The 16,976-nt window shown below is 43.3% G+C and carries 15 protein-coding genes; 10 read left to right on the top strand and 5 right to left on the bottom strand.

Annotation, left to right across the window (positions count from 1 at the left end):
* Positions 1-7 precede the first annotated feature (7 nt).
* From MHI35_RS16510 to rbsB, 3 genes are read left to right on the top strand one after another with little or no spacing between them, the layout of a single operon-like run.
* Complete coding sequence (locus MHI35_RS16510) at positions 8-1,489, top strand: sugar ABC transporter ATP-binding protein (RefSeq protein ID WP_211062577.1); 1,482 nt, start codon at positions 8-10, stop codon at positions 1,487-1,489.
* Between the two features lies 1 nt (position 1,490).
* Positions 1,491-2,444: a ribose ABC transporter permease RbsC gene (gene rbsC / locus MHI35_RS16515; RefSeq protein WP_144520510.1), complete on the top strand. Its 954-nt coding sequence runs from the start codon at positions 1,491-1,493 to the stop codon at positions 2,442-2,444.
* Between the two features lie 13 nt (positions 2,445-2,457).
* Positions 2,458-3,375 carry a ribose ABC transporter substrate-binding protein RbsB gene (gene rbsB / locus MHI35_RS16520; protein ID WP_012011498.1) on the top strand — a complete coding sequence of 306 codons (918 nt, stop codon included), beginning with the start codon at positions 2,458-2,460 and terminating at the stop codon, positions 3,373-3,375.
* 234 nt (positions 3,376-3,609) lie between these two features.
* Here the strand turns inward: rbsB and MHI35_RS16525 are convergent, their stop codons facing one another.
* Both MHI35_RS16525 and alsR read right to left on the bottom strand, forming a co-directional pair.
* Entirely contained in the window at positions 3,610-4,212 is a 603-nt protein-coding gene (locus MHI35_RS16525) for a flavin reductase family protein (RefSeq protein WP_417894689.1), read from the bottom strand.
* Positions 4,213-4,277: 65 nt separating this feature from the next.
* Positions 4,278-5,174 (bottom strand): acetoin biosynthesis transcriptional regulator AlsR, encoded by an 897-nt coding sequence (gene alsR, locus MHI35_RS16530; RefSeq protein WP_144520505.1) that lies wholly within the window; start codon positions 5,172-5,174, stop codon positions 4,278-4,280.
* A gap of 150 nt (positions 5,175-5,324) precedes the next feature.
* Here alsR and alsS point away from each other — a divergent pair, with 150 nt between their 5' ends.
* The 5 genes from alsS (at position 5,325) to MHI35_RS16555 (ending at position 9,592) form a co-directional block, all read left to right on the top strand.
* A complete protein-coding gene (gene alsS, locus MHI35_RS16535) occupies positions 5,325-7,025 on the top strand; it encodes an acetolactate synthase AlsS (RefSeq protein ID WP_335349563.1) in 1,701 nt (566 codons plus the stop codon).
* 35 nt (positions 7,026-7,060) lie between these two features.
* Entirely contained in the window at positions 7,061-7,831 is a 771-nt protein-coding gene (gene budA, locus MHI35_RS16540) for an acetolactate decarboxylase (RefSeq protein ID WP_058013511.1), read from the top strand.
* A 153-nt stretch (positions 7,832-7,984) separates the two neighbouring features.
* Positions 7,985-8,461: an Lrp/AsnC family transcriptional regulator gene (locus tag MHI35_RS16545; protein WP_335349564.1), complete on the top strand. Its 477-nt coding sequence runs from the start codon at positions 7,985-7,987 to the stop codon at positions 8,459-8,461.
* 16 nt (positions 8,462-8,477) lie between these two features.
* Positions 8,478-9,059 (top strand): chromate transporter, encoded by a 582-nt coding sequence (locus MHI35_RS16550; protein WP_417894688.1) that lies wholly within the window; start codon positions 8,478-8,480, stop codon positions 9,057-9,059.
* Positions 9,059-9,592 (top strand): chromate transporter, encoded by a 534-nt coding sequence (locus MHI35_RS16555; protein WP_144520661.1) that lies wholly within the window; start codon positions 9,059-9,061, stop codon positions 9,590-9,592. Before MHI35_RS16550 ends, MHI35_RS16555 begins: the two co-directional genes overlap by 1 nt.
* 236 nt (positions 9,593-9,828) lie before the next feature.
* Here the strand turns inward: MHI35_RS16555 and MHI35_RS16560 are convergent, their stop codons facing one another.
* Together MHI35_RS16560 and MHI35_RS16565 are read right to left on the bottom strand one after the other, a co-directional pair.
* Positions 9,829-11,148, bottom strand: a complete 1,320-nt coding sequence (locus MHI35_RS16560; RefSeq protein ID WP_335349566.1) for a UDP-glucose dehydrogenase family protein — start codon at positions 11,146-11,148, stop codon at positions 9,829-9,831.
* A 116-nt stretch (positions 11,149-11,264) separates the two neighbouring features.
* Complete coding sequence (locus MHI35_RS16565; protein WP_003214884.1) at positions 11,265-11,408, bottom strand: hypothetical protein; 144 nt, start codon at positions 11,406-11,408, stop codon at positions 11,265-11,267.
* A gap of 186 nt (positions 11,409-11,594) precedes the next feature.
* On the opposite strand from MHI35_RS16565, the gene MHI35_RS16570 reads away from it, so the two are divergent.
* Positions 11,595-13,202, top strand: coding sequence for an SWIM zinc finger family protein (locus tag MHI35_RS16570; RefSeq protein ID WP_211062581.1), 1,608 nt, complete (start codon positions 11,595-11,597; stop codon positions 13,200-13,202).
* The gene (locus tag MHI35_RS16575) at positions 13,189-15,966 is read left to right on the top strand and encodes a DEAD/DEAH box helicase (RefSeq protein ID WP_144520484.1); all 2,778 of its coding nucleotides are present in this window, start codon (positions 13,189-13,191) and stop codon (positions 15,964-15,966) included. The genes MHI35_RS16570 and MHI35_RS16575 overlap by 14 nt, the downstream gene beginning before the upstream one ends.
* 70 nt (positions 15,967-16,036) lie before the next feature.
* Here MHI35_RS16575 and MHI35_RS16580 read toward each other — a convergent pair whose 3' ends face one another.
* Positions 16,037-16,825: a PAS domain-containing protein gene (locus MHI35_RS16580; RefSeq protein WP_144520481.1), complete on the bottom strand. Its 789-nt coding sequence runs from the start codon at positions 16,823-16,825 to the stop codon at positions 16,037-16,039.
* Between the last annotated feature and the right edge of the window lie 151 nt (positions 16,826-16,976).

Consider the following 16,976-nt stretch of genomic DNA (forward strand, 5'->3'; position numbering starts at 1 on the left):
GCCAGATATGAACATTGAGATGCATAACATCCATAAGGCCTTTGGAAAAAACACCGTTCTTTCCGGGGTCTCCTTTGACCTCCTCACAGGTGAGGTCCACGCGCTCATGGGTGAAAATGGCGCAGGAAAATCAACTTTAATGAACCTGCTCACAGGTCTTTATTCATTAGACCAGGGAACGATTCATATTGACGGGAAAGAAACCGCTTTCAAAAATCCAAAAGAAGCGGAACAACACGGTATCGCCTTTATTCATCAAGAGCTCAACATATGGCCGGATATGACCGTCTTGGAAAACCTATTCATCGGGAAAGAAATCTATACGAAGTTTGGGTTGCTAGACACAAAAAAAATGAAAGTTCTTGCCCAAAGCCAGCTGGACCGATTGTCTGTGAACATTTCGCTTGATCAAGAGGCAGGTAGCTGTTCTGTTGGACAAAAACAGATGATTGAGATTGCAAAGGCATTAATGACGGATGCGAAGGTCATCATCATGGATGAACCAACGGCAGCTCTTACAGACCGTGAGATTGAAAAGCTTTTCCAGGTCATTGAATCTCTCAAAAAAGAAGGCGTATCCATCGTCTATATTTCTCACCGTATGGAGGAAATTTTTGCGATCTGCGACCGGATTACTATCATGCGTGATGGGAAAACGGTCGATACGAAAGCAATCCCTGAAACGAACTTCCATGAGGTCGTCAAAAAAATGGTCGGCCGCGAATTAACAGATCGATACCCTGAGAGAACGCCTTCTCTAGGAGATACGATCCTTGAGGTGAAGCAAGCGACAAGAAAAGGACAATTTCAAGATATTAGTTTCTCCGTTAAATCTGGAGAAATCGTCGGTGTTGCAGGCTTAATGGGCGCTGGCAGGACCGAAATGATGCGGTCACTGTTTGGTCTTGATTCTCTTGATCAAGGGGAAATCTGGGTTCATGGAAAAAAAACTGTCATTAAAAAACCAAGTGATGCGGTCAAGCGCGGCATCGGCTTTATTACAGAGGATCGCAAAGATGAAGGACTCATGCTGGATGCTTCCATTCGAGAAAACATTGGTCTGCCAAACTTAAAAAGCTTCTCTCCAAAGGGACTGATCGATAAGAAAAACGAACAGGATTTTGTTGACCTTCTTATCAAAAGATTGACGATTAAAACGGCTTCCTCTGAAATCTCTGCTCGAAGTCTCTCTGGTGGAAATCAGCAAAAAGTCGTCATCGCCAAATGGATCGGCATCCAGCCGAAGGTCTTGATTTTAGATGAACCGACAAGAGGTGTCGACGTCGGAGCGAAACGAGAAATCTACCAGTTAATGAATGAACTGACCGATCGAGGTGTTGCCATTTTAATGGTCTCCTCTGAGCTACCAGAAATTCTAGGGATGAGCGATCGAGTGCTTGTCATTCATGAAGGAACCATCAGCGGAGAATTAAATAAAGCAGACGCAACACAAGAACGAATTATGACACTAGCTACAGGAGGGAAGTAATATGAAACCACTTACTTCAAATGGACGATTTGACAACATCATGCAAAAGCTTGGGCCATTCTTAGGACTCATCATCCTTGTCGCCATTGTTTCTATTTTAAACCCGGCCTTTTTAGAGCCATTAAACATCTTAAACTTATTGAGACAAATCTCCATTAATGCCCTCATTGCCTTTGGTATGACATTTGTTATTTTAACCGGAGGAATTGATTTGTCGGTCGGTGCCATTTTAGCACTTTCTAGTGCGCTGACTGCCGGATTTATCGTGTCTGGTATGGACCCGATTTTAGCGATTATCGTTGGCAGTATCATCGGCGCTATTCTTGGGATGGTCAACGGTCTTTTAATCACAAAAGGAAAAATGGCTCCTTTTATCGCTACACTTGCCACGATGACGATTTTTAGAGGATTAACACTTGTTTATACAGACGGAAACCCGATTACAGGACTCGGCTCGAACTACGCCTTTCAGTTATTCGGCCGCGGATATTTCTTAGGCATTCCTGTTCCAGCGATCACGATGCTTCTCACCTTTATCGTACTTTGGGTGCTGCTTCATAAAACACCTTTCGGCAGAAGAACATATGCCATCGGTGGAAATGAAAAAGCTGCGCTTATTTCAGGAATCAAAGTACCACGCGTAAAAATGATGATTTATTCATTGGCAGGTTTCATGTCTGCTTTAGCAGGAGCCATTTTAACATCTCGTCTAAATTCTGCGCAGCCAACAGCTGGTACATCCTACGAGCTTGATGCGATTGCTGCCGTTGTTCTTGGCGGGACAAGCCTTTCTGGCGGAAGAGGACGAATTGTCGGCACACTGATTGGGGTGCTCATCATCGGAGTCCTGAACAATGGTATGAACTTACTTGGTGTTTCATCATTCTATCAATCTGTTGTGAAAGGGATTGTCATCTTGATTGCAGTCCTACTAGACAGAAAGAAATCTGCTTAAGGAGGCAGCCGCTATGAAAAAATATCTCATTCTCATTTTGACTCTCTCATTATTCATGCTTTCTGCCTGCTCGCTAGAACCGCCAGAGTGGGCCAAATCAACAAAAGATGGGAAGAAAAAAGACATCAAAATCGGGCTCTCGATCTCGACTTTAAACAACCCATTCTTCGTTTCTCTCAAAAACGGGGTGACGAAAGAAGCGAAAAAGCTTGGTATCGAAGTCGTCATTGCAGATGCACAAAATGATTCAGCGAAGCAAACAAGTGATGTAGAAGATTTAATTCAGCAAGGGGTCGACGCCTTACTCATCAACCCAGCAGATTCGTCTGCCATCTCAACTGCTGTTGAATCAGCGAATGCTTCTGATATTCCAGTCATCACATTAGATCGCTCAGCTGAAAGCGGAAAAGTAGAAGCACTTGTTGCCTCAGATAACGTCAAAGGCGGCGAAATGGCGGCCAACTTTATCATCGACAAGGTCGGTAAAGGAGCTAAAGTCGCTGAATTAGAAGGTGTACCAGGCGCTTCCGCTACACGTGAGCGCGGAAAAGGATTCCATCAAATAGCAGATAAAGATCTAAAAGTGACAGCCAAACAAGCGGCTGACTTCGACCGAACAAAAGGATTGAATGTCATGGAAAACCTCCTTCAAGGAAACCCTGACATCAAAGCCGTTTTTGCCCATAATGATGAAATGGCACTTGGCGCTCTAGAAGCAATTCAAAGCTCTGGAAAAGACATTCTCGTCGTTGGCTTTGACGGAAACGAAGATGCACTCAATTCAATCAAAGCAGGAAAACTATCTGCCACAGTCGCCCAGCAGCCAGAGCTGATCGGGAAACTGGCAGTCGGTGCTGCAAGCGACGTCTTAAAAGGGAAAAAAGTCGAAAAGAACATCGCAGCTCCACTGAAACTAGAACAGAAAAAATAAACACAAAACCCCCGATTTCACTCGGGGGTATAGATTGTTGACAAAGGGCTAAAATGATCTATATTTTAGCTCTTTGTCTTCTTTTCAGCGTGATAGAAAACCTTTGCAGTCTAGAAAGGACGAGTACTGGCGCGGAGCGAATTTGTCATTCGTGAGCACCAGAACGCAGGACTGACACCGAATGCGAGGGTTTGTCTACACGCTGAAACCCCCGATTTCCTCGGGGGTTTTCTATTATTCTGGTCTTTTTAACACAAATGACGTCCCTAAATGGGCGTAATCATTTCCAGCTAAACGTGCGACTGGCTTTAATTCATGAGTCGAAACATAACCTTTTTCCGCATCATACACAGCCTCATCTAAATGCGCACACACAACCCGGCCAATAATATGATCGACCGTGATCTCCCCTTCATCATTTTGAAAGGTAAGATGCTTTTCAAGCCGACATTCAAAGCGAATACGTGCTTCCTGAATTCCCGGTACTGACACGACATGGCTCTGTACTTGATGAAGACCCGTTCGATCCAGCTCACTCTCTTTCTGTGGCAGCGTAGCAGCTGTTTCGTTAATATCTTCTATTATCGCTTCATCACTCACATGGACCACAAATTCTCCCCTGTCAATCACATGTTGCGCTGTATCTTTCATCTGACCTTCTCGTCGTCCGATAGAAACAGCGAGGAGCGGTGGGTGTCCGCTGATGACATTAAAGAAACTAAATGGTGCGGCATTGACGACATCGTCTTTAGACAGACTTGTAATAAACGCAATCGGTCGTGGAACAATAGAACCCGATAATAATTTATATGCTTCTTTTCGTGATAGCTGATCCATTTGCAACGTAATCAATTCAGACACGCCTCCTTTTGGTGTATCGACATCATACCATACCTCTTTTTCTATGCCTCTGATTCAGACTCGGTGCGATGCAGGATATGGTGGACAAGATGAAATAAAGCAGGATTATGGTTTTCTCGTCTATAGGAAATCGTCCATTCTGCCAGAAGCTGTTCACCTTCAATGGACCGATACACAACATCTAGATTAAATAAACGCCGGGCTGATTTCGGAATGACCGCAATGCCGATCCCAGCTGTGACAAGGCCAATCACCATTTGATATTCCGCCGCTTCCTGCACGATATTTGGAGAAAACCCGTACTTTTCACATAGCAGGACAAAGTGTTGATAAAGGGACGGCCATGATTCCTGTGATAAGGAAATAATCGGTTCTTGACGAATATCTTCGATCGTGACCGCTTCTTTTTTCGCCAGCGGATGATTTTTCGGAATCGCAAAAATACATTCACTTTGCTTCATTAAACGGCTGACCAGTTCTTCATGAGGAGATGTAGGATGTAAAAAACCGATATCAATTTCCCCATTTAAAAGCGCGCCTAGCTGCTGCGGAACAGAAAGCTGCTCCAGCTCAATACTGACAGAGGGGTACAGCTCTCTGAATTCGCGTACAACTGGCGGCAAAATATCATACGTCGCTGTTCCAACAAATCCTATGATAATTTTCCCTAACTCTCCTCTTGCTGTATGCCGGGCATGATCAACGGCTTTATCAAGCTGATGCAGCACACCCCGCACCTCATGTAAAAAGACCTTTCCAGCAGCTGTTAGCTCCACCACTCGCTTTGACCGGTGAAATAAAGGAAATCCCAATTCTTCTTCAAATTGCTTAATTTGCTGACTAAGTGGAGGCTGTGTCATATTCAAACGTGCGGCTGCTCTCCCAAAATGCAGCTCCTCCGCTACTGTGACAAAATACTGCAAATGTCTCAGTTCCATCCTTTCACCCCTCGCACACTTATTCGTGAAACATATTAAAATCACGTTAAACATATATTGGAAATTTTCTATTTTGAAATGTATAGTAAATCATATCATGAAAATATATTTTCATAAAAAATTTTACTTGCCGAAAGGAGTGCGGGGTAAATGAATTCTCAAGCACAACCCCTAACAAGACGAGGAGCAGAATTGATTGTTGATACGTTGATTGCTCAAGGTGTGACCCATGTTTTTGCGATTCCAGGTGCAAAAATTGACGCCGTATTTGATGTATTAAAAGACAGAGGTCCAGAGCTTGTCCTATGCAGACACGAACAAAATGCCGCCTTTATGGCTGCTGCTGTCGGCCGCTTAACTGGCAAACCAGGTGTTTGTCTCGTCACATCAGGTCCTGGCGCATCTAATTTAGCAACAGGTCTATTAACAGCGAATACAGAAGGTGACCCTGTTGTCGCAATCGCTGGAAACGTCATTCGTGCAGATCGGCTCAAACGAACACACCAATCACTCGACAATGCGGCATTATTCAAACCAGTCACAAAATACAGTGTTGAAGTACAAGACGTTCATAATATACCCGAAGCCTTAACAAATGCTTTTCGCGCGGCACAAAAGGGGCAGGCTGGAGCAGCATTTATCAGCTTTCCACAAGATGTCGTGACAGAACACACCACACAAACACCAGTGTCTGCTCACCCTTCTCCAGAACTAGGTCCTGCACCGGATGCTCTCATCAGCTCGGCTATCGCCAAAATTCAAAATGCACACTTACCTGTTGCCATTGTGGGAATGAAAGCAAGTCGTCCAGCTGCTGCAAAGGCTACAAGAACATTATTGAAAACACTTGGAATTCCATTTGTCGAAACGTACCAAGGAGCCGGCGTTCTCTCAAGAGAGCTTGAATCTCAATATGTAGGCAGAATCGGTTTATTCCGAAATCAGCCGGGAGATCTTCTCATTGAACAAGCAGATGTCCTTTTGACCATTGGCTTTGATCCAATTGAATATGATCCGAAGCATTGGAATATTCAGCCGAAGCAGCGACAGATCATCCATGTCGATGACATGCAGGCAGATATCGATCATTTTTATGAGCCGGCCCTTGAGCTTGTCGGCAATATAGCTGAAACCGTTAATCATCTTGCCCATGACAGTGTTCCACTTTCTCTATGCAAAGAACAAATTGAATTCGTCACGGAATTGCAGGAGCTGTTAAGCGATATTGAAAAAGCACCAGAAAGAGAAAGTCATCTATCTCACCCGCTGGATGTCATTCATACATTAAGACGCTTGATTCCAGATGACACGAAGGTTACGTGTGATATCGGATCTCACGCGATTTGGATGTCGCGTCACTTCCGCGTCTATGAGCCGAATACATTCCTTGTGAGCAACGGGATGCAAACATTAGGCGTCGCCTTACCATGGGCCATTGCAACTTCCATATTGAATCCAGATGAAAAGATCATTTCGGTCTCTGGTGATGGCGGTTTTCTCTTCTCTGCAATGGAGCTAGAAACAGCTGTCCGCATGAAAACAAATCTCGTCCACCTTGTTTGGAATGACAGCACATACGATATGGTGGCATTTCAGCAGGAAATGAAATATGACCGCACATCCTGCGTTGAATTCGGACAGATCGACTTAGTGAAATATGCCGAAAGCTTTGGAGCGACTGGATTACGGGTAAACTCACCTGAAGAGCTTTCAACTGTCCTCCAAAAGGGTATAGACATAGAAGGACCCGTTATTATTGATATTCCGATTGACTATCAAGACAACCCAGACCTCGCCAGTCAAAAATGGCCAGAAGTCTTTCGTGAAACACACACATTGAACGTTAGATAAGATGTCCATACATTACACCAAAGGAGTGAGCGGATATGGGTATGATGCACCCAATGAATCAACAGAACGACACGAGACAACATGACAAACAGCAAGAAGTTTATCAAGTATCGACGATGACCTCTTTGCTGGAAGCCGTATATGATGGAGATTTCTCCCTTTCTCAAATTCCCGAGCACGGTGATTTCGGGATTGGTACATTCAATCAATTAGATGGAGAGCTAATTGGCTTTGACGGCGCATTCTACCGGCTGCGCTCGGATGGAACAGCAACACCGGTTACCGATCAAGACTATTCACCCTTCTGCTCTCTAGCATTCTTTGAAACAGATATCGTTCATCGAATTGATGCAGCCATGACGAGTAAAGAGCTAGAAGAAGAAATCGACCGCATTTTGCCGAGTAAGAATGTGTTTTATGCGATCCGCATTGATGGATCGTTCAAAAAAGTTCAAACACGTACGGTCGAAAAACAGGAAAAACCTTACGTTCCGATGGTAGAAGCAGTCAAGTCACAGCCTATTTTCGACTTCGAGGATATTCATGGTACGATCGCAGGCTTCCGTACCCCGCAGTATGCACATGGTATCGCGGTGAGTGGATATCATCTTCATTTCATTGACGACGATCGAAGTGTCGGCGGACACGTATTTGATTACACCGTCGATCAAGTGACCATCCGAATTTCTCAAAAGCGTCATATGAATTTACACCTGCCGAACACGCAGGAATTCTTCCAAGCAGACATTGATCGAGCTGACCTCGCACAGCAAATTGCCAGTGCAGAAAGTAGCCCAGATCAATAAAATCAAGACACCCCGGTGGTTGCGGGGTGTCTTTTTATGCGAAAGGAATATATATCACTTCATTAATTTTCATTTCGTTAGTAAATTAAAATTCACACATTCTATTCGTAATAAAATGTGTTAAAATATCAACAGAAGAAAGGTGGTCATACGGTGTCAAACGACTATAGCATTCCGAACTTAACATTAGACGAACGAGATAAACAAATTTTATCCCTATTACATGAGGATGGACGGATGTCCTATACAGATCTCGGGAAACAAGTCGGTCTTTCACGTGTTGCTGTGCAAGCTCGTATTCAGCAGCTGATTGAAGCAGGCATCATTGAACGATTCACAACAGTCATCAACCCTGCTAAGATCGGCATTCATGTTTCTGTCTTCTTTAATGTAGAAGTGGAGCCGAAATTTTTAGAAGCAGTCGCCCTTCAGCTTGAGCAAGAAACAGCTGTCACAAGCCTTTATCACATGACAGGGCCAAGCAAGTTGCATATGCATGGCATTTTTCAAAACGAACAAGAAATGGAGACATTTCTTACAAAAAAACTGTACCCGCTAGAAGGCGTCGTGAGTGTGGACTGCCAAATGCTCATTAAACGATATAAAAGCCGAATGGGCATGAAATTGTAGACAGGAGTTGAAGCACTTGCAATCATATATCGAACTCATCATCGCTATGGTGCGAACTGGTATTCTCGGTTTTGGCGGAGGGCCTTCCGTTATACCACTCATTCGCCATGAAGCGGTGGTGAAATACCATTGGGTCAATGATGACGAATTTGGAGAAACACTCGCCATCGCCAACGCATTACCAGGTCCAATCGCGACCAAAATGTCAGCCTATCTCGGCTATCGATTGAAGGGCGTATCCGGCGCAATTGTCGCAACAGCTGCTCATATTTTACCGACATGTCTCGCCATGGTGGCGCTCGTCACACTTGTCAGTGTCTTAAGCTCCTCACAAATCATTCAAAATATGATTGGCGCTGTGACACCAGTCATTGCCGTTCTACTTGGGATCATGGCATACGAGTTTGGACAAAAAACACTGAAAGGCTTCGGAATGATCTTTGGGATCGCTCTGTTTCTTCTTGCCTTTATCGGGCTGCAGGTGCTGTCCATTCATCCAGGAATCATTGTCATCATCTTTTTATGCTATGGCGCTTTTCATTTCAAACTGAAACAACGCTGGAACCGACCAAATAAAGAGAAAGGAGTGTCTTCATGATGCTGATTCTCTTTTTATTCTGGGCATTCTTCTTATCCAATCTATTAGGATATGGCGGAGGACCTGCATCAATTCCGCTCAATTATGAAGAAATCGTCAACCATTTTCATTGGATGACGAACGAAGGATTTTCTAATATGCTTGCTTTAGCCAATGCACTGCCAGGACCAATTGCGACGAAAATCGCGGCATATGTCGGCTATGACGTCATGGGCTGGCCAGGCTTTGTCGTGGCACTGCTTGCAACTGTTCTGCCATCAGCCATTGGATTGATTTTATTGCTCAAGCTGATTGACCGCTTTCGCCAATCGCCTGTCGTCAAAGGAATGACTTTATCCGTCCAGCCTGTCATTGCGATGATGATGCTTTTATTAACATGGGAAATCGGCGGGGATGCAGTGAAAGCCATTGGTTGGACGCAATCGCTCGCCATTGCTGCGATCTCCTTTTTCTTTATGACTAAATACAAAATGCACCCCGCCTTTCTCATTGTGGCTGCCTTTTTATATGGCGGGTTCATTCTACCGCATTAAAAAAACCGAACATGATCTGTTATCGATTTCAGATTGTTGACAAAGGGCTAAAATGATTTTATTTTAGCCCTTTGTCTTCTTTTCAGCGTGACATGAAAACCTTTGAAGTCTAGGAAGGACGAGCACCGGAGCGGAGCGAATTTGACATTCGTGAGCACCGAAGCGCAGACCTGACAACGAATGCGAGGGTTTGTCTACATGCTGAACCGATAACATGATCTGTTATCGGTTTTCTTTTACATATAGATTGGAGAAACTGGTCTGCGCCCAATCGAATGATATTCGACTCCTGCTTGTTCTGCCGCTTCAAGTGTATGACAGTTTCGTCCATCAAAAATAAGCGGCCGTCTCATCCATTCCTTATAGGACGTGAGCGGAAACGTCTGAATCTCTGTCCACTCTGTTAAAATACACACTGCATGGACATCCTTAATCGCTTCTTCAATCGTATGAGCAAACACGACTTGATCCGGTAATTCACGAGCGGCATGACGTGAGGCAACAGGATCATACGCCACAAGCTCCGCGCCTAATTGATAGAGTTCATGAGCAATTGGAACAGATGGTGCCTCCCTCATATCGTCTGTATTCGGTTTAAAAGCAAGACCAAGCAGTGCAATTTTCTTCCCTTCAAGATTCGCCCCCAGTCTCTCTTGAATACTTCGGATAAAACCGGCTCGCTGCTCATTGTTTACTTTGATAACAGCTTTTAGCAGCTCAAAATCATGCGACACATGCCCTGCGATTTGGACAAGTGCATTTGTATCCTTTGGAAAACAAGAACCTCCGTAGCCAATCCCCGCCTTGAGAAACGAAGAACCGATCCGTTGATCGAGCCCCATTCCCTGCGCCACCCATTCGACATCAGCACCTGTTTTTTCACAAATGGAAGCAATCTCATTCATGAAGCTGATTTTGGTCGCAAGAAAAGCATTTGATGCATACTTGATCATTTCTGCACTTTTTCGGTCTGTCTTAACTACCGGTAAGTGGAAATCAGCATACATCTCCTCGAGCCGGTCTAATACCGCTTTTGTTTCAGCCCCAATCACAAGGCGATCTGCCCTCAATGTATCTGAAATGGCAGAGCCTTCTCGTAAAAACTCTGGGTTAGATGCAATCGATAATGGCTCTTTCCGTCCTAATTCTTGATGTATCATTTGTTCGATTTGATCACCCGTTCCAACAGGCACCGTACTCTTCACCACAAGAACCGCACCTGATTTTGCTTTTGTACCGATCTCCTTTGCGGCTTGAAGCACATATTGTAAATCAGCTTGGCCATCTGCCTGCTGCGGGGTGCCAACCGCAATCATTAACACATCTGCCCGCGGGTAGGCTGCCTCTCCATTTATGTGAAAGTGAATTCGTCCTTGCGCAAGATTGCGTTTCAGCAGTTCTTTTAATCCTGGCTCATACATCGGTGGATGTCCCTGTTTCAGCTGCATGATCTTTCTCCGATCAATATCAATACACGCCACATTGTGCCCTGCCTCCGCTAAACACACACCTGTGACCAGTCCCACATACCCACAGCCTGCAATTGCAATATTCATGACACCATCAGCTCCCCATACGCCTTATGCTTGTAAAGACATCGTATGCCGGGAGCTTTCGTTCCATTCATAAAAGCATACAAAAACCCCCTGCCATCACTAGCAGGGGGTCACTTTTATGAAACAAGACCATTTCGAATATGAGCAATCAGATTTTCAAGCATTTCTTTTGTTGTGACATCATTTGAATTCTCACCAATATCATGAGCGTACATCAAAATTTTTAAAAACTCTTCTTGATTCAAACCCTTATTATCCATGTCTGTATCCTTTCGATTCCACTAATTTCATTATTATATGCTGTAAGGTTGGTTTATGCAATACTCTAATACATCATTCGACAGCTTTTGAAATTTATGACCATTTTCATGAAAAACTTTTTTATAAATCCCCATTGAGCTATAATAAAAGAATTGGAATCTTTTACTTGGTTAGGAGCGGATCAAATGCTTCAGCACAACATCAATGAAGAAGAACTCAAGCAAACAGCAGAACAAATCAAAGAACTTCTTCCTGCAACAGATGAAAACAAACAACTCATCAAAAAAGCATTGATTACTTATAGACAGGACAGTGTATATCGTCTCAAGCAAGAATCTGATACCGAATGGTCAGCTTATGTACATGATGTCGTGGCAGCCAGAGTCCACTTTCATGTGCTGTTTCCTGTGAGAAGCAGTTGCTCATGTCCGGCAGATGGACTTTGTAAACACATTCTCGCTGTCTTCTTTTCGCTATACGCTCAAGTAGAGAGTGTGACCGGATTTACAGAAAATTGGTCAGAAAAGGATGAATTACAACGCAGCAAAGAATTAATTCGCCAGCACTTCCAAGTGAAGCGCCCAGACGAACAATCACTTCAAAGCTGGTTGAATTTTTTCCAAGAGGAATTTAACCTCTGGCTGAAACGGACACCAAAGCACCAGCAAACACCGCAGCATTTGTATTACGGCTATTTATCGATCCTAAAAAAACACGCACCTCATTCACCTGAATTTAAGAGTTTGTATGCGATTCATACGTCAATCGATGTGTGGTTAAGGATTTATGAATTAATCGATCTTGGCCAGCTTGATGCCGAGAAGGACTATTATTCCATGAATCCATATGTCGAACAGCTCATGAACACCATTTTTGATTCAGTGGATCACTTGAAGACATACGCCCTTTCCTTTTCCCTCGATCCGTTTCTTGAAAACACACCAACTGCCGTTCGGACACTTCTTCAAATAAACGGACCTTTTCAACATGAACGAGTAGCGGTCTTTATGGAGATTTGGGGCACCATATTAAATAGAGGGAAATGGGTTAAAAAAGAAACAGAATTACTAAAGAACGCTCAGCAACAAAAACAAACGGTTGAACGTACCATCGGTTTGATGCACATGGATTATTTACTGAAAGAAGACGATCGCCTCTTTCAGCAATTAAAAATGCTCAATGCAGATATGCTTCCAAATGTGCTCAATTGGCTGAAGGATCTGACAAACCGCAAGGACTGGAAGCGGCTCAAGCTCTGGTATGAAGAGATCACCTATATTTTAGAGGAATATTGCCAGCTCGATCTTTCCTACAGAGAACTACGTGGAGCCGTCAGTGATTTCTTCTTCTATTTAGATGCATACTTTAAGCAGACGAAGGATCATCATTTATACGAACGCTACCTTCAAATCTGCATGCCTTATGCGTTTACTGAATATAGCCAGCTCTTATATGCACAAGAGCGTTATGCAGAATGGATTGAGATTCACAGCCTTGTTGGTTTCTCCATCAGTGAACTGGAGAAGGATCTGATCAAACAAATTGCAAAAGAGGAGCCTGAAGCGCTCATTCCATCGTATCACCGTGAAATCTCACAGCTTCTCGATCAAAAGAATCGAAGTGCATATCGAGAATCTGTGAAAATGCTAAAAAAACTGCGCACGCTTTATCATAAAACGAAAAAAACTGCGATTTGGGAAAGATATGTAAAGCAGCTACAGGATTCAACGAAACGGCTGCGTGCGTTCCAAGAGGAAATGAAGAAAGGAAAATTAATTGATGACACGCCATAAACAAATTGTCATTCATGCAGAACAAACAGAAGATTTCTCTTTCACCATTTCAGCGCAAGCAGAGGACGGACACCCTGTTCCGCTTAATGAAATGAAGAGGCAGCTTTTCCAATGGCACGAATCGTCTTTTTACGGAACATTTTTAGAAGATGTGAGCTTTATTGGCACACCTGCCTTCCTGCTAAGCCCTTGGATGACCGTTGAACTACTAGGAAAAAATTCATTTAATACCTTTAGTCATGTGACACTAACCGATGAAACGGAACCACTGATGAAGACAGCCTCCACCATTTATGAATTCATTGAGGATGAAGATTTTATTCCCGATTACGAGGCGTGGACAAAAGGTGTCCTTCGTTTTAAAGACAAAGAAGGACTATTAGATGGCTATACGGCTGAATGGTTCTCCTTTGCTGTACAGGATTACATTCAATATGATGATGCCTTACAGCACAAATGGAACCGCATGACAGAACAATCGCCTGCGCTCTCATCCTTCCAAGGACATTTTTTAGATGAGCAAGACTTCTTGGAAACGATTGGCTGGATTGATGACGAGACGCCTTTCACTGTCGGCTTGCGTTTAAATGAACCAGATTTCGACGGAGATGATTGGAAAATCGAATTGTTTTTGCGTGATAAGAAAAACAGCGATCTTCACTTTTTTGAAGGCATCCGTTCATTGAAAAGGTCTTGGCATCCGTATCAGGATAAAATCTCCAGAGAGCTAGAGCGATTTGGTCAGATTGTCCCTTGGCTCTCTTTCACATCTGGCACCACACTCATGTCAGAAGACGAAGCATGGCTCTTCCTATCTGAAGCAAGTGAAACCCTAGTAAATATGGGCATTGAGATCCTGCTCCCATCATGGTGGCAAATTGTCAAAGAAAGCACCATGATGCTAAAAGCAAGGATTTCCTCTACCCCAAGAGGCGAGTCGCATGTCGGAATGGATGCGTTGATGGACTTTAATTGGCGCTTTGCTACGAACGGAATCGAGCTGACAGAAGATGAGTTCAACGAGCTTGTCCAAAGTAAACGACGTCTTGTCAATATTCGTGGACAATGGATCAAAATCGATCCAACCTTCATCCAGCAAATGAAAAAATGGATGGAACGTGCCGAAAATGAAGGATTGCACATGTCTGATATTTTGTCACGCGAACTGGCAGATCAAGAAGCATCCTCTGAATCGATTCCAGAGCTGCTAGACAGCTCAGCATTTGCACATATTCAATTTGAACTTTCGTCTCAATTAAGAGGGCTTGTCCATCAGTTAAATGATACGCATGAGCTGCCTTCCTACGAAATGAGTGAGTCCTTTAAAGGCACACTCAGGCCGTATCAGCAGCATGGTGTCAACTGGCTGTTATTCTTAAGGTCTCATGGATTTGGGGCTTGTTTAGCAGACGATATGGGGCTTGGGAAAACGATTCAAATGATTGCTTATTTCACATATTTGAAGGAGCAGGAGTCTAATTCCGCTCCATCTCTCATCATTGCGCCGACCTCTGTTTTAGGAAACTGGCAGCGAGAGCTTGAAACGTTCGCACCGCATTTGAATGTTGCCTTACATTACGGGCCATCGCGTCCTCAAGGGGAACATTTTACAAAGGCATACGAGTCAACAGATATTGTCCTGACGTCTTATGGACTCTCACATTCTGATCGTGATGAATTAACATCAGCAAAGTGGGATACGATTTGTTTAGACGAAGCCCAAAACATTAAGAATGCCCATACGAAACAATCGAGAGCGATCAGACAGCTCAAAGGGCAGCATCACATTGCCCTTAGCGGGACACCTATGGAAAACCGTTTAACAGAGCTTTGGTCCATTTTTGACTTCGTCAACAAAGGGTATCTTGGCAGCTTGACGAGCTTTCATAAAAAATTCGTTCTGCCGATCGAAAAAGACCGTGATGAAAAAAGAATTGAACAGCTGCAGCAACTGATTAAGCCTTTCCTATTAAGACGAACAAAGCAAGATGAAGAGGTCGCCCTGAACTTGCCTGAGAAACTCGAAGAAAAAGAATTCATTCCGCTCTCTGCTGAGCAGGCTTCTTTATATGAACAGCTCGTGAAAGATACATTCGAACACATGGCTTCGTTAACCGGAATGCAGCGAAAAGCCATTATTTTAAGTATGCTCGGCAGACTCAAACAGATTTGCGATCACCCAGCACTCTATTTAAAAGAGAGTGGAACCGATGTGAAACTGCTGAAACGTTCATTAAAAATGGATAAACTCGCAGAGCTGTTAAAAGCAATACATGAGCAAGGCGAAAGCTGCCTCATCTTTACGCAGTATATTGGAATGGGGAACATGATCAAGCAGCTAGCGGAAAAGATGTTTGGAGAACCCGTTCAATTTTTAAATGGTAGTCTGTCCAAACAGGAGCGGGATAAAATGGTGGACCGCTTCCAAAAGAAAGAATTCAACATCTTAATTCTCTCATTAAAAGCAGGAGGAACAGGACTTAACCTAACCGCCGCAAACCATGTCATTCACTATGACAGATGGTGGAATCCCGCTGTGGAAAACCAAGCGACCGACCGTGCTTATCGGATTGGACAAAAACGATTTGTTCACGTCCATAAGATGATCACAACGGGCACGATTGAGGAAAAAATTGATCAAATGCTCGAAACAAAACAAACGTTAAATGATCAAATTATCCAAAGTGAAAGCTGGATTACAGAGCTATCAACAAACGAACTAGAAGATTTATTCACATTAAGTGCCGCCGCTCAATCATCTTAATCCAAGCAAAAAGAGGACTTTTCTCAAACATGATGAAAAGTCCTCTTTTTTCATTTCATATGAACATAGGTTAAATGTGCAGTTTTTTCAATGCAGATTTCACGTTCATATACGTATTCAATTCACGGAAATCTTCTCTCATTTCTCCCATTTTCATCGCAAGATTCGGTTTAATTCCTGTCACGATGAGTTCCGTACCTGTCATTAAAATCAAATCGTTCAGCTTAAAGATCGCATCTGCCACAAATGAATCGACTTCTAATAAACCAGACAGATCGACAATAAAATAATCATCCTTGGATTGAGAGATATAGGTCGAGACTGTTGAAATAATCTTATCAAATCTTGGCGCTGTTAACGTACCAATGATCGGTAACACAGAAATACCATCTTTCACAGGAACAATTGGAACAGAAATGTTCAGCACTTCATCAATTGATTGCTCAAGAAGCTCCTGCTGTTCCTTCTCTTTCGTGACATCCTTTTGCAGACCTACGAAATAAAGACGTTTCCCTTCATTTTCGTCAATCCAGAGAGGGGCTACACTTAACTCATTCCAAAACATCTGTCCAGATTTTTTATAATTTTTCAATTGAACAGTGACAGCCTCTTTATTCTCAATAGCTGTTCTAATTTGTTGGAGAGCGATTTGCTCTGTTTCATTTCCTTGAAGGAAACGACAATTCTTCCCCAATACTTCGGGTTCTTGATAGCCTGTCATATCTAAAAAGCCCTTGTTCACATATATTAAAGGATTATCAGGTAAAGACGGGTCCGTCACCGTCAAGCCAACCTGAGTATAGTCTAAGGCTTCCTTGATTAAATACAGATTTTCGGACTTATAAGATTCCAGCGCCATTCGTTTACTCTCCTTAATTTCCTTACAAGCGGGTTATGTTCATAATTAAATTATATGATGTTCCACATCATGTGTAAATAGAAGTAGTTCTGAATTCCTCTTTTGTAGAATGCGCTTTATCCTATGTGATTTATACAATGACATCTGATGC

It is taken from the genome of Bacillus sp. FSL K6-3459, from assembly GCF_038003305.1.
Taxonomy (GTDB): domain Bacteria; phylum Bacillota; class Bacilli; order Bacillales; family Bacillaceae; genus Bacillus; species Bacillus pumilus_O.

What these genes read in the sequence shown, in the direction of transcription:
- MHI35_RS16510 (WP_211062577.1), top strand. Translation starts at nt 8, where the DNA reads ATGAACATTGAGATGCATAACATCCATAAGGCCTTTGGAAAAAACACC.
- rbsC (WP_144520510.1), top strand. Translation starts at nt 1,491, where the DNA reads ATGAAACCACTTACTTCAAATGGACGATTTGACAACATCATGCAAAAG.
- rbsB (WP_012011498.1), top strand. Translation starts at nt 2,458, where the DNA reads ATGAAAAAATATCTCATTCTCATTTTGACTCTCTCATTATTCATGCTT.
- MHI35_RS16525 (WP_417894689.1), bottom strand. Translation starts at nt 4,212, where the DNA reads ATGGATCAGCTATCACGAAAAGAAGCATATAAATTATTATCGGGTTCT.
- alsR (WP_144520505.1), bottom strand. Translation starts at nt 5,174, where the DNA reads ATGGAACTGAGACATTTGCAGTATTTTGTCACAGTAGCGGAGGAGCTG.
- alsS (WP_335349563.1), top strand. Translation starts at nt 5,325, where the DNA reads ATGAATTCTCAAGCACAACCCCTAACAAGACGAGGAGCAGAATTGATT.
- budA (WP_058013511.1), top strand. Translation starts at nt 7,061, where the DNA reads ATGGGTATGATGCACCCAATGAATCAACAGAACGACACGAGACAACAT.
- MHI35_RS16555 (WP_144520661.1), top strand. Translation starts at nt 9,059, where the DNA reads ATGCTGATTCTCTTTTTATTCTGGGCATTCTTCTTATCCAATCTATTA.
- MHI35_RS16560 (WP_335349566.1), bottom strand. Translation starts at nt 11,148, where the DNA reads ATGAATATTGCAATTGCAGGCTGTGGGTATGTGGGACTGGTCACAGGT.
- MHI35_RS16565 (WP_003214884.1), bottom strand. Translation starts at nt 11,408, where the DNA reads ATGGATAATAAGGGTTTGAATCAAGAAGAGTTTTTAAAAATTTTGATG.
- MHI35_RS16570 (WP_211062581.1), top strand. Translation starts at nt 11,595, where the DNA reads ATGCTTCAGCACAACATCAATGAAGAAGAACTCAAGCAAACAGCAGAA.
- MHI35_RS16575 (WP_144520484.1), top strand. Translation starts at nt 13,189, where the DNA reads ATGACACGCCATAAACAAATTGTCATTCATGCAGAACAAACAGAAGAT.
- MHI35_RS16580 (WP_144520481.1), bottom strand. Translation starts at nt 16,825, where the DNA reads ATGGCGCTGGAATCTTATAAGTCCGAAAATCTGTATTTAATCAAGGAA.